This is a genomic window from Pseudomonas sp. DE0157 (assembly GCF_007678615.1).
GTDB lineage: Bacteria > Pseudomonadota > Gammaproteobacteria > Pseudomonadales > Pseudomonadaceae > Aquipseudomonas > Aquipseudomonas parafulva_B.
Map to the genome: position 1 here is coordinate 46,658 of NZ_VEJN01000016.1, position 12,454 is coordinate 59,111.

13 protein-coding genes and 1 other RNA gene are annotated in these 12,454 nt (G+C 64.8%); 9 read left to right on the forward strand and 5 right to left on the reverse strand.

Annotation, left to right across the window (positions count from 1 at the left end; translation table 11 throughout):
• Window positions 1-14 precede the first annotated feature (14 nt).
• The 7 genes from FS777_RS17665 (at window position 15) to FS777_RS17695 (ending at window position 6,992) form a co-directional block, all read left to right on the forward strand.
• Window positions 15-539 (forward strand): FixH family protein, encoded by a 525-nt coding sequence (locus tag FS777_RS17665; RefSeq protein WP_058604812.1) that lies wholly within the window; start codon window positions 15-17, stop codon window positions 537-539.
• Window positions 540-576: 37 nt separating this feature from the next.
• Window positions 577-3,048, forward strand: coding sequence for a heavy metal translocating P-type ATPase (locus FS777_RS17670; protein WP_058638566.1), 2,472 nt, complete (start codon window positions 577-579; stop codon window positions 3,046-3,048).
• Window positions 3,030-3,242, forward strand: coding sequence for a cbb3-type cytochrome oxidase assembly protein CcoS (gene ccoS, locus FS777_RS17675; protein ID WP_145256714.1), 213 nt, complete (start codon window positions 3,030-3,032; stop codon window positions 3,240-3,242). The genes FS777_RS17670 and ccoS overlap by 19 nt, the downstream gene beginning before the upstream one ends.
• Complete coding sequence (locus FS777_RS17680; RefSeq protein ID WP_145256717.1) at window positions 3,235-3,918, forward strand: sulfite exporter TauE/SafE family protein; 684 nt, start codon at window positions 3,235-3,237, stop codon at window positions 3,916-3,918. Before ccoS ends, FS777_RS17680 begins: the two co-directional genes overlap by 8 nt.
• 175 nt (window positions 3,919-4,093) lie before the next feature.
• The gene (gene hemN, locus FS777_RS17685) at window positions 4,094-5,476 is read left to right on the forward strand and encodes an oxygen-independent coproporphyrinogen III oxidase (protein ID WP_058604808.1); all 1,383 of its coding nucleotides are present in this window, start codon (window positions 4,094-4,096) and stop codon (window positions 5,474-5,476) included.
• A gap of 178 nt (window positions 5,477-5,654) precedes the next feature.
• On the forward strand, window positions 5,655-6,389 hold the full coding sequence (fnrA, locus tag FS777_RS17690; RefSeq protein ID WP_058604807.1) for a Crp/Fnr family transcriptional regulator FnrA: 735 nt from the start codon (window positions 5,655-5,657) through the stop codon (window positions 6,387-6,389).
• A gap of 54 nt (window positions 6,390-6,443) precedes the next feature.
• A complete protein-coding gene (locus FS777_RS17695; RefSeq protein WP_023535921.1) occupies window positions 6,444-6,992 on the forward strand; it encodes an adenine phosphoribosyltransferase in 549 nt (182 codons plus the stop codon).
• A 92-nt stretch (window positions 6,993-7,084) separates the two neighbouring features.
• On the opposite strand, the gene recR is transcribed toward FS777_RS17695, so the two are convergent.
• From recR to dnaX, 3 genes are all read right to left on the reverse strand, one after another.
• Window positions 7,085-7,687: a recombination mediator RecR gene (recR, locus tag FS777_RS17700; RefSeq protein ID WP_058638564.1), complete on the reverse strand. Its 603-nt coding sequence runs from the start codon at window positions 7,685-7,687 to the stop codon at window positions 7,085-7,087.
• Between the two features lie 125 nt (window positions 7,688-7,812).
• Complete coding sequence (locus FS777_RS17705; protein WP_023535908.1) at window positions 7,813-8,148, reverse strand: YbaB/EbfC family nucleoid-associated protein; 336 nt, start codon at window positions 8,146-8,148, stop codon at window positions 7,813-7,815.
• 63 nt (window positions 8,149-8,211) lie between these two features.
• The gene (gene dnaX / locus FS777_RS17710) at window positions 8,212-10,260 is read right to left on the reverse strand and encodes a DNA polymerase III subunit gamma/tau (protein ID WP_078478853.1); all 2,049 of its coding nucleotides are present in this window, start codon (window positions 10,258-10,260) and stop codon (window positions 8,212-8,214) included.
• A gap of 119 nt (window positions 10,261-10,379) precedes the next feature.
• Between dnaX and FS777_RS17715 the strand changes: the two genes are divergently transcribed.
• On the forward strand, window positions 10,380-11,138 hold the full coding sequence (locus FS777_RS17715) for an ABC transporter substrate-binding protein (RefSeq protein WP_078478854.1): 759 nt from the start codon (window positions 10,380-10,382) through the stop codon (window positions 11,136-11,138).
• A gap of 3 nt (window positions 11,139-11,141) precedes the next feature.
• On the opposite strand, the gene FS777_RS17720 is transcribed toward FS777_RS17715, so the two are convergent.
• Window positions 11,142-11,621, reverse strand: a complete 480-nt coding sequence (locus FS777_RS17720; RefSeq protein ID WP_058638561.1) for a DUF2938 domain-containing protein — start codon at window positions 11,619-11,621, stop codon at window positions 11,142-11,144.
• A gap of 80 nt (window positions 11,622-11,701) precedes the next feature.
• Between FS777_RS17720 and FS777_RS17725 the strand changes: the two genes are divergently transcribed.
• Complete coding sequence (locus FS777_RS17725) at window positions 11,702-12,118, forward strand: helix-turn-helix domain-containing protein (protein ID WP_058638560.1); 417 nt, start codon at window positions 11,702-11,704, stop codon at window positions 12,116-12,118.
• A 177-nt stretch (window positions 12,119-12,295) separates the two neighbouring features.
• On the opposite strand, the gene ffs is transcribed toward FS777_RS17725, so the two are convergent.
• Window positions 12,296-12,392, reverse strand: an RNA gene (ffs, locus tag FS777_RS17730) — signal recognition particle sRNA small type.
• Window positions 12,393-12,454: the final 62 nt, after the last annotated feature.

Below are 12,454 nucleotides of genomic sequence, written 5' to 3' on the forward strand. Positions count from 1 at the left end.
GAAGGATGAACACCATGCCTGCCACCGCCGCCAGCCCCTGGTACAAGCACCTCTGGCCCTGGATCATCATCGGCATCCTGACCACCTCGGTGTGCCTTAGCCTGACCATGGTCAGCATCGCCGTGCGCAACCCGGACAACCTGGTGAACGACAACTACTACGAGGCCGGCAAGGGCATCAACCGCTCCCTGGACAGGGAGCTGCTGGCCCAGCAACTGGCGCTCAAGGCCAGCGTTCACCTGGACGACCTGACCGGTGAAGTAGACGTGCGCCTGACCGGCAGCAGCGACCCGCAGAAGCTTGAGCTGAACCTCATCTCCCCCACCCAACCGGCCATGGACCGCCGGGTGCTGCTCAGCCGTGTCGAACAGGGGCGCTATGTCGGCCAGCTGGAAGACAAGGTCGATGGCCGCCGCTTCGTCGAGCTGCTGGGCAGCGAAGGCGATCAGGTGTGGCGCCTGTTCGAAGAAGAGAAGGTTGAGCATGGCGTGACCCTAGAGCTGGGTGACGAGGCGCTGCAAGGCGCTCAACACCTGTGATCGTGCTCGCGGTCGACCTGTGCAAGGCAATGATGCGATGACCCAACCCACCCCCTGCTACCACTGCGCACTGCCCGTCCCCGCCGGTCGCGCGTTCACCGCCGTGGTTCTCGGGCAGCCCCGGGCCTTCTGCTGCCCCGGCTGCCAGGCGGTGGCCGAGTCGATCGTGGCCGGGGGCCTTGAGCACTACTACCAGCACCGCAGCGACAACAGCGCCAACCCGCAAGCCCTGCCTCGGCAGTTGCAAGACGAGTTGGCGCTATACGACCGCAGCGATGTGCAGCAGCGATTCGTGCGGCACGAGGGCGAGCTGGCCGAAGCCACGCTGTTGGTCGAAGGCGTCAGTTGCGCGGCCTGCGGCTGGCTGATCGACAAGCACCTGCGCAACCTGCCGGGGGTGGCCGAAGCGCGCCTGAACCTGTCCAATCATCGGCTGCTGCTGAGCTGGGACGATCGGCAATTGCCGCTGTCGCAGGTGCTGGCGGCGCTGCGCCGGATTGGCTACGTCGCCCACCCCTATCAGCCGGACCAGGCGGCCGAGCAATTGAGCCGGGAAAACCGCAGCGCGTTGCGCAGGCTGGGGGTGGCCGGGTTGCTGTGGTTCCAGGCGATGATGGCAACCATGGCCACGTGGCCGGAATTCAACATGGACCTGTCCGCCGAGCTGCACACCATCCTGCGCTGGGTGGCCTTGTTCCTCACCATTCCCATCGTTTTCTACAGCTGCGCGCCCTTTTTCAAGGGCGCGGCGCGTGATCTGCGCACCCGCCACCTGACCATGGACCTGTCCGTCTCGCTGGCTATTGCCCTGGCGTTCGGTGCCGGGATCTGGACGGCGGTGACCGGCAGCGGCGAGCTGTATTTCGACACGGTCGGCATGTTCGCCCTGTTTCTCCTGACCGGGCGCTACCTGGAACGGCGCGCCCGCGAACGTACGGCCGCCGCGACGGCGCAGCTGGTCAACCTGTTGCCGGCATCCTGCCTGCGTGTCGACGCACAGGGCCGCAGCGAGCGCATCCTGCTCAGTGAACTGCGCTGCGGGGACAGCGTGCAGGTGTTGCCAGGGTCGGTGATCCCGGCTGACGGGCGCATCGTGCAAGGGCGCTCGAGTGTCGATGAATCGCTGCTGACCGGCGAATACCTGCCCCAACCTCGCCAGGTGGGTGATCGGGTCACAGGTGGGACGCTGAACGTGGAAAGTGCCCTGCATGTGCAGGTGCAAGCCCTGGGCCAGGATTCGCGGTTGTCCGCCATCGTGCGCTTGCTGGAACGCGCCCAGACCGAAAAGCCGCGCCTGGCCCAGATCGCCGACCGCGCCTCCCAGGTGTTCCTGTTGTGTTCACTGCTGGCGGCCGTCGCGATTGGCGTGTGGTGGTGGCAAGTGGAGCCGCAGCGGGCGTTCTGGATCGTCCTGGCCATGCTGGTCGCGACCTGCCCCTGCGCGCTGTCGCTGGCCACCCCGACCGCGCTGACGGCGGCGACAGGCACGTTGCACAAGCTGGGCCTGCTGGTCACACGCGGTCATGTGCTGGAGGGCCTGAACCAGATCGACACGGTGATTTTCGACAAGACCGGCACATTGACCGAGGGGCGCCTGACCTTGCGCAGCATCAGGCCGCTGGGCCGTGCAACGGCCGACACCTGCCTGGCCTGGGCCGCAGCCCTGGAAAACCGCTCCGAGCATCCCATCGCACGGGCCTTCGGTCAGGTGGCCACGCCGGCCGATGGTGTGCTGGCCGTGCCCGGTCTGGGCCTTGAGGGCGAGGTTGAATGCCAACGCCTGCGCATAGGCCAGGCGAGCTTCGTCTGCGCTTTGAGCGGCACACCGCCGCCGGCGATACCCGAGCCACGGGGGCAGTGGCTGCTGCTGGGCGACCGCCGCGGCCCGCTGGCCTGGTTCGGGCTGGACGATCGCCTGCGCGAGGATGCCCCTGCCCTGCTCGCCGCCTGCAAGGCGTTTGGCTGGCGTACGGTGCTGTTGTCCGGAGACAGCTCGCCGATGGTCGGCGAGGTGGCCGCGCAACTGGGCATCGACGAGGCCGCTGGCGGCCTCAGGCCCGATGACAAGCTGGCGCGGCTCAAGGCCCTGCAACAGGCCGGGCACAAGGTGCTGATGCTGGGGGACGGGGTCAATGACGTGCCGGTGCTGGCAGCGGCAGACATCAGCATCGCCATGGGCAGTGCCACTGACCTGGCCAAGACCTGCGCCGACGCGGTGCTGCTTTCCAACCGGCTCCAGGCGCTGGTGCAGACGGTCTCGCTGGCGCGGCGCACTCGGCGCATCATCATCGAGAACCTGCTGTGGGCCAGCCTGTACAATGGCCTCATGCTGCCGTTCGCGGCCCTTGGCTGGATCACCCCGGTGTGGGCAGCGGTCGGCATGTCGGTCAGTTCACTGGTGGTGGTGCTCAATGCCCTACGCCTGACCCGTATGCCTGCTGCTGCGCCTGCCCTGGCCGCGTCAGCACCTACCCCTGCGAGGAACCTGCCATGCCCGCCCTCTATGTGATGATCCCCGCAGCGCTGCTGCTGGTCGGCGTGGCCGTCTACATCTTCTTCTGGGCGGTGGACAGCGGTCAGTACGACGACCTCGAAAGCCCCGCTCACAGCATCCTCTTCGACGATCAGGATCCCCGTCACCAGGCCGCCGTCACGCCCGACCAAACGCCTGATTCCCATCCCGGGCCCCCGACGCGTGGCTGACCTGCTGCCCTTGCTGGGCTCGGCGCTGGTTCTCGGCCTACTCGGAGGGGGTCACTGCCTGGGCATGTGCGGCGGCCTGATGGGTGCCCTGACCCTGGCCATTCCCCCAGCCCAGCGCGGCCGTCGCCTGCGGCTGCTGGTGGCTTACAACGTCGGGCGTGTGCTCAGCTATACCGTCGCGGGCCTGATGCTCGGTGTGGCGGGCTGGGCGGTGGCCAACAGCCCTGCAGTGCTGGTTTTGCGCACCATGGCCGCCTTGCTGCTGATCGCCATGGGCCTGTACCTGGCCGGTTGGTGGAGCGGACTGACCCGCATCGAGGCCATGGGTCGCGGGCTGTGGCGGCACATCCAGCCGGTGGCGTCGCGCCTGCTTCCGGTTTCTAGCCTGTCTCGTGCATTGCTGCTGGGTGCCTTGTGGGGGTGGCTGCCGTGCGGGTTGGTGTACAGCACCTTGTTGTGGGCTGCGAGCCAGGGGAACGCCTTGCACAGCGCAGCCCTGATGGCGGCATTCGGGCTGGGGACCTGGCCCGTGCTGCTGGTCACCGGGTTGGCGGCCGGGCGGGTAAACAGGGTGTTGAGACGACGCAGCGTGCGGGTGGCCGGTGGCATGCTCGTGGTGCTATTCGGCCTGTGGACACTGCCCGGGCCTCATCAACACTGGCTGATGGGCCACTGAAGCGCCAGGTGGCGCAGCACATGGCTTATGGCCACTAACCAGCCGTGACGACCGCGCATCGCCTGAGCTAGACGCAGCGCCCTCAGGCCGTTTAGCGCTTGATACAAATCAACACAGATTCCTACAGACATCCCTAGACTCCGGAACATTGCTGCTCTTTCCGGGGACCGCCCTCATGCTCGACGACCTACGTTGGGACACCGACCTGATCCGCCGCTACGATCTGGCCGGCCCACGCTACACCTCCTACCCAACCGCCGTGCAACTGCACAGCGAAGTGGGCTCGTTCGACCTGCTGCACGCCCTGCGCGAAAGCCGGCGGGCCGTGCGCCCGTTGTCGCTGTACGTGCATGTGCCGTTCTGCGCCAACATCTGCTACTACTGCGCATGCAACAAGGTCATCACCAAGGACCGGGCACGCGCTGCCCCCTACCTGCAACGCCTGGAACAGGAGATCCAGCTGGTGGCTTGCCACATGGACAGCAGGCAACGTGTGGAGCAGCTGCACTTTGGCGGCGGCACCCCAACCTTCCTGAGCCACGTAGAGCTGCGTCAGCTGATGGCCACGCTGCGCCAGCACTTCAGCCTGCTCGATGACGATTCCGGCGACTATGGCATCGAAATCGACCCGCGCGAGGCGGACTGGTCGACCATGGGCCTGCTGCGTGAGCTGGGCTTCAATCGCGTCAGCCTCGGCGTGCAGGACCTGGACCCGGCCGTGCAACGCGCCGTCAACCGCCTGCAGAGCCTGGAGCAGACGCGGACCTTGATCGAGGCGGCTCGTACCTTGCAGTTCCGCTCGGTGAACCTGGACCTGATCTACGGACTGCCGCGCCAGACGCCCGAAGGGTTCGCCCGCACCGTTGAGGAAGTGATCCGCCTGCAGCCCGATCGCCTGTCGGTCTTCAACTACGCCCACCTGCCTGAACGGTTCATGCCGCAACGGCGCATCGAAGCCGGGGAGCTGCCCAGCGCAGCGGCCAAGCTGGACATGCTGCACGCCACCATCGAGCAACTGACCGCTGCCGGCTACCGCTACATCGGCATGGACCACTTCGCCCTGCCCGATGACGAACTGGCCGTCGCCCAGGAGGAAGGCACGCTCCAGCGTAACTTCCAGGGCTACACCACCCATGGGCACTGCGACCTGATCGGCCTGGGCGTGTCGGCGATCAGCCAGATCGGCGATTTGTACTGCCAGAACAGCAGCGACCTGGCCACCTACCAGGACAGCCTGTCCAACGCCCAGCTCGCCACCCAGCGTGGCCTGCTGTGCACCCCCGACGACCGCCTGCGCCGGGCGGTCATCCAGCAGCTGATCTGCCACTTCGAGCTGGACTTCGAGCCGATCGAACAAGCATTCGCCGTCGATTTTCGTGGCTATTTCAACGACCTGTGGCCGGAGCTTCTGACCTTGCAGCGCGACGGCCTGATTCGCCTGGACGACAAGGGCATTCGGATCCTGCCGGCTGGGCGACTGCTGGCCCGCGCGGTGTGCATGGTCTTCGATGCCTACCTGGCCATGCACAATCGCCAACGGTTCTCCCGTGTGATCTGAGCGAGACATTTGGCCGCACTCACCACGCTCCGGCCATGTGGCCCTTGGCACACAGGCGATCGGGCAATGCGCTGGCCGGTCTGACAGGTCATCCTGCTGGTCGCGGCCACTGGCCTACACCCTATGTCGTGGGTTACCCTTACGACTTATGTGTGCTTTCCCACAAGGATCGAGTCAAATGTCCGAGCCAGTCAAACTGCGCCCACACAGCCAGGCCCATTGCAAGGATTGCAGCCTGGCCCCCCTGTGCCTGCCCCTTTCACTCAACCTGGAAGACATGGACGCACTGGACGAAATCGTCAAGCGAGGTCGCCCTCTCAAGAAAGGCGAGTTCCTGTTCCGCCAGGGGGATAATTTTGGCTCGGTCTATGCCGTACGCTCCGGCGCCCTGAAAACGTTCAGCCTGAGCGACAGCGGTGAAGAGCAGATCACCGGTTTCCACCTGCCCAGCGAGCTGGTGGGCCTGTCCGGCATGGACACCGAGGCGTACCCGGTGTCGGCCCAGGCCCAGGAAACCACATCCGTTTGCGAGATTCCGTTCGAGCGCCTGGATGAGCTGTCGGTGCAGTTGCCGCAGCTGCGTCGCCAGCTGATGCGCGTGATGAGCCGCGAAATTCGCGACGATCAGCAGATGATGCTGCTGCTGTCGAAGAAGACCGCCGATGAGCGCATCGCGACGTTCCTGGTCAACCTGTCGGCGCGCTTTCGCGCCCGTGGTTATTCGGCCAACCAGTTCCGCCTGAGCATGTCGCGCAACGAGATGGGCAACTACCTGGGTCTGGCGGTGGAAACCGTGTCGCGCGTGTTCACCCGCTTCCAGCACAATGGCCTGCTGCGCGCCGAAGGCAAGGAAGTGCATATCCTCGACCCGATCCAGCTTTGCGCGCTGGCCGGTGGGGCAATGGAGGCCTGAGGGCTGCATTAGCAGGTATACTGGGCCATTCGTTTTCCCAGGATACCTGCAACAATGCACAGCGACGCCTTCGACCTCAAAGCCCTGATCCGTCCGGTAGTGGACTTCCCCAAGCCGGGCGTGATCTTCCGCGACATCACCCCACTGTTCCAGTCGCCGCGCGGGCTGCGCTATGTAGCCGATCAGTTCATCGAGCGCTATGTCGAGGCCGAGTTCAGCCACATCGGCGCCATGGACGCGCGTGGTTTTCTGATCGGTTCGATCATCGCCCACCAGCTGAACAAACCCCTGATCCTGTTCCGCAAGCAAGGCAAGTTGCCCGCTGACGTGCTCAGCGAGGGGTACCAGACCGAGTACGGCGAAGCCTTCCTGGAAGTGCACGCCGACAGCCTGTGCGAGGGCGACTCGGTTCTGATCTTCGACGACCTGATCGCCACCGGCGGTACGCTCCTGGCCGCCGCCAACCTGGTGCGCCGTACGGGTGCGCAGGTGTTCGAGGCGGCAGCCATCATCGACCTCCCCGAACTGGACGGCTCGCGCCGCTTGCAGGCGGCGGGCGTACCGACCTTCTGCCTGACCGAGTTTTCCCTCAGCGAGCGCTGAGGGGGGACGGATGGGCGGCGATGGGGTTCAGGATCAACTTCGCCGCTGGAGCCCCTATGTCACGGCACTGCCAGTCGAACCCGATCGCTGCCTCAGAGCGAAATAGGACGACGCCCTGCAAAGGCATGGGCCAGCGTGCCGCCGTCCACCAGCTCCAGCTCGCCGCCCAAGGGCACGCCATGGGCGATACGCGAGGCGACCAGACCCTTTTCAGCCAGCAACTGGGCAATGTAGTGCGCCGTGGCTTCACCTTCCACCGTGGGGTTGGTGGCAAGAATGACTTCGGTGAAGGTGCCCTGCTCCTGGATGCGCGCTATCAACTGGGGAATGCCGATCGCCTCCGGGCCCAGTCCGTCGAGCGGCGACAGATGCCCCTTGAGCACGAAATAACGCCCGCGATAGCCAGCCTGCTCGACGGCATAGACATCCGTCGGGCCTTCGACCACGCACAGTTGCGTGTCGTCACGCCGTGGGTCGGCACACTGGGGGCAGAGGTCCTGTTCGGTCAGGGTGCGGCATTGACGGCAATGTCCTACCCCTTCCATGGCCTGGGTCAGCGCCTGGGCGAGCCGCAGCCCCCCGCTGCGGTCACGCTCCAGCAATTGCAGGGCCATGCGCTGTGCCGTTTTCTGGCCAACGCCGGGCAGAATGCGCAAGCCGTCGATCAGCTGGCGGATGAGAGGACTGAAGCTCATGGGAAACGCCTGACAAGTCATTAAGAGGCGGTTTATACCCACCATGGGGAGTGGCGTCAAATCGGCACGGCGGCCATAAAAAAACCGCCGCTGTTACCAGCGACGGTTCGTCGGCACGCAAATGCTCAGAACGGCATCTTGAAGCCTGGCGGCAGTTGCATGCCAGCGGTCATGCCGCCCATCTTTTCCTGGCTGCTCTGTTCGATCTTGCGCACGGCATCGTTCAGGGCTGCAGCGATCAGGTCTTCGAGCACTTCCTTGTCGTCTTCTTCGGTCGACATCAGGCTCTGGTCGATGCTCACGCGCTTGACGTCGTGGCGGCCGGTCATCACCACGCTGACCAGACCACCGCCGGACTGGCCGGTGACTTCTGCGTTGGCCAGCTCTTCCTGCATTTTCTGCATCTTTTCCTGCATCTGCTGGGCCTGCTTCATCAGGCCGGCCATGCCACCTTTCATCATGGGGAATACCTCGATTGGGTCATGTGATGCGGCCTGGCGCTAGGCTGGCCGCATGGTTATCCGTTACTGGCCCTGACTGGCCAGGGCCTCTACAGGCTCAATAGTATCGTGCCGCACCTTGGCGCCAAACAGCTTGATCATCTGCTGGATCAGCGGGTCGTGCTCGATTGACGCCTCGGCTTCATGCTGGCGTTCAAGGCGCTTGCGGGCCGCGGCCTGGGCTGGCGTTTCCTGTTCGGGCCGAATCAGCTCGATGCGCAGGTTCAACGTACGCCCCAGGTGCTGGTTGAGCGCCTCGTTCAGGCGCCTTTGCTGGGTGGCGTTGAACAACGCGCCTTGCCCCGGGTCCAGGTGCAGGAGCCAGTCATCACCGTCGGCGGCGATCAACGTGCAGTTGGCCGCGATGTTGCCTGTCATACCAGAGACAGGCAACTGCGGGAACAATTCCAGCCACTGCAAGGCTAGCCCGGTCGCCGGCTTGGCAGCGGGCAGCGGCTCGGCGGCGGCCTGGGGTTGTTCCTGGACGTGCTCGGCCAGCTCATCGAGGTAGCTGAAGCCCACCGGATCGCTTTCGCCAGCATAGTAGTCTTCGTCGAGCGGCGGCTCATCGTCGCGGTCCATGCCCACCGACGCGTACGCACCTGGATCGAACGGGGGTACGTCATCGTGGGCTGGCGCCTGTTGGGCAGGCGCAGGTTTTGCAGCAACGGGTGCTGGGGCCGGCTGGGGCTCCGGCACGGCCGGTGCGGCAGGCTCTTCCCATGGCAGATCGACAACCGGCGCAATGGGCTCAGGCACCGAGATGGCGGAGATTTCCGCCTCGAGTTCGCGGTCACGCTCAGCTTCGGGTTCATGGTCGGCCGTTGCTGGTGCAGGCACCTCGATCACGGGCGCTGACGGCGCCGACGCAACCGGTTCGCTTACCGGTTGGGCAACCGCTGCCGGGGGCGCCACCGGCTCGACGGAATCAGCTGTGGCCTGGCTGATCCCCACTGGCTTTAGCACCGGCCTCGGGGCCCCGTCCGCATCGGCCGGGCGGAACGCCAGCATGCGCAGCAGTACCATTTCGAAGCCACCACGCGGGTCGGGCGCCAAGGGCAGGTCACGCCGCCCTATCAGGCCCATCTGGTAATAGAACTGTACGTCTTCGGCCGGCAAGGCAGCAGCCAGGGCCAGCACGCGCTCCCGGTCACCCTGGCCGTTGTCCACCGCCTCGGGCAAGGCCTGGGCGATGGCCACGCGGTGCAGCACGTTGAGCATTTCGGCCAGCACCCCGGCCCAGTCCGGGCCCTGCTCGGCCAGGTTGCGCACGGCTTCGAGCAGTGCGCGTGCATCCCCTTCGAGCAATGCCTGCAGCACCCCGTACACCTGGCCGTGGTCCAGGCTGCCGAGCATGGCGCGCACATCGGCAGCCAGCACCTTGCCTTCACCGAAGGCAATGGCCTGGTCGGTCAGGCTCATGGCATCGCGCATCGAGCCGTCGGCCGCACGGCCGAGCAACCACAGCGCATCGGCTTCGAACGGCACGTTCTCGGCCTCGAGCACGTGGCTCAGGTGCTCGACCACACGCTCCGGGCTCATGTTCTTCAAGGAGAACTGAAGGCAGCGCGAAAGAATGGTAGCCGGCAGTTTCTGCGGGTCGGTGGTGGCGAGGATGAACTTGACGTAGGGCGGTGGTTCTTCCAGCGTCTTGAGCAACGCGTTGAAGGAATGGGTCGAGAGCATGTGCACTTCGTCGATCAGGTAGACCTTGAAGCGACCACGGCTCGGCGCGTACTGGACATTGTCCAGCAGCTCGCGGGTATCCTCGACCTTGGTACGGCTGGCGGCGTCGATCTCGATCAGGTCGACGAAACGTCCTTCATCGATTTCCCGGCAGACCGAGCAGGTACCGCAGGGCGTGGAGGTAATGCCGGTTTCGCAGTTCAGGCATTTGGCGATGATGCGCGCGATGGTAGTCTTGCCTACGCCGCGCGTGCCGGTGAACAGGTAGGCATGGTGCAGGCGCTGGTTGTCCAGCGCGTTGATCAAGGCCTTGAGCACATGGGCCTGGCCGACCATTTCGCGAAACGAGCGCGGACGCCATTTACGTGCAAGAACCTGATAACTCATCGAAAAACCATCGTAGCCTGATCGAGCGGAAGAGCGCTAATGCTAGCGGAGCGGGGGCAAAATTGCACTGCCTGACTGGCCGGGCGCGACGATGGACAGCGGATCATGGAGGACCTGCGGTGCGGACCCTGCTGACTTTGCTTCTTTTCTGGTCGGCTCACAGCCTGGCTGAACAGCCGGTACTGCGTTTTTCGGTGGCCGAGAGCTGGAGCATGCCGCTGATTCGCATCGAGAACGGCCAGCCGGTCGAGGGCCTGTTGTTCGATGTGATGCAGGCGGCCGCCGAGCAAGCCGGTGTACGCGCCGAATATCATGTGATGGCTCGAATGCGCCTCGAGGAGGCGATGAACCAGGGTGATATCGATGTACGTTGCTATGTCAGCGATCAGTGGCTGATGGCGCGGCCGAAGGACTTCATCTGGAGCGTGCCGCTGATTCACCAGCGCGATGTGCTGGTAGGCCGCATAGGCGAAGGCGGCCCGATTTCGCCGCAACGGTTGTCACCCCAGCCCATCGGCACCGTCCTGGGCTACACCTACACCACGCTTGAACCCCTGCTGGCGGCACACCGCCTTTACCGGGAGGATAGCCGCAGCCAGGAGCTGGCCCTGCAGAAGCTGCAAGCGGGACGGTACCGCTATGCCGTCAGCAACCAACTGTCACTGCGGTGGTTCAATCACCAGCGCCATGCGCAACTGCAGCCACTGGCGGTGCTGGACGAACAGGACCTGGGCTGCCTGGTACGCAACGACCCTGACATACCCGCCCAAGCGCTTCTGCGCGCATTGGTGCGCCTCAAGCAGAGCGGGGAGATGGAGCGCTTGCTGCAACGCTACGGCAGCACCGAAGAGCCCCAACCCGCCGGGACGGGCACCTGACGCCTACAGCGCCAAGGCCGTCACGTACATCCCGATACCGAATACCAGGTGATTCACCAGGCTCTTGAACCGCGCGCGCCAGGGGCTGGGCGTGCGTGAAGCAAAAAAGCCCATGCCCATGGCAGGCTGCATCAGGCACAGGGGCGCCAGTACCGTACCTGCGCCCACGGCCAATGCCGGCCACAGGGTCGGGGCGCTCAGCCAGGGGGTGCCCGCCGTGATGACCAGCAACATCGCGAACGCCACGCCAATGACGTAGTGCAGCGTCCAGCCCAAGATCCGCTCATGCTTGATGGGCGGGGCCTGACGGATTGCCTGGTGGCGCCAGCGCCCTCGCAGTGCATGCCCCGCCCAGCGACCCACCAAGGCGTAATCGAGCGTGCTAACGCCCAGGCGCCTGGAGACCGCCGACCAGCCGTCCATGACCAGTGTGGCCCCGACGCCGATGCCTATTGCTGCAATCCACTGTTCGCTGATGCCCATGACACTCCCTCTGATTTGACGTTGTCGGATTCGCCGGTCAGCATGCAAGTTGAAGTCAACTTCAAGTCAAGGGCTTGTACATGGACATTGCCGATGTGGCGAGACGCACGGGCGTGCCGTCTTCGACGCTGCGTTATTACCAGAAGAAGGGACTGCTCACGGCGCGTGGCGAGCCCGGCCAACGCCGGCAGTTTTCGGCTGACGTGGCGCAAAGGCTCGCATTGATAGCGCTGGGCCAGTCCGCCGGTTTTTCGCTGGACGAAATCAGCACCCTGCTGGTGGACATGAAGGTCGACCGGGCGCAGCTGCTGGCGAAGGCCGATGAGCTCGACAGCCGGATCAAGACGTTGCAGGCCATGAGCAAAGGCTTGCGCCACGCGGCTGAGTGCCCTGCCGACGATCATCTGGCTTGCCCGAGGTTTCGCCGGTTGATGGCAGTGGCCTCAGCGAGGTCAGCACGCATGAAAGTATCGAGCCGCTCTGTGAAGGCCGGGTAGAAACGCGGTAGTGTGCGCAGCGCCATAGCCAATTGCCTCAGGGGCGTGAACGGGCTGCGCTTACAACAAAAACCGAAACGCCTTGGCGCATTGTGGCAAAGGCCGACAGATTTTCGTGTGCAGTCTGAGTGACCAAGCGCTTGGCCTTTTAGAATTCAAGGCCTGAAATGGAGGCGGCCCCGCCAGCCACACCCCGGCACTCGATGTTCCCGCTATGGCTGCTCCCTTCCGGGCCTGACCAGGTTAACGGGTAATCAATGCGGGAGGACCGACAGGGCCACCACTACATGTCTCGCTGAACAGCGAGTGGCGCCATTGTACCGGTCCTGAGCCCAG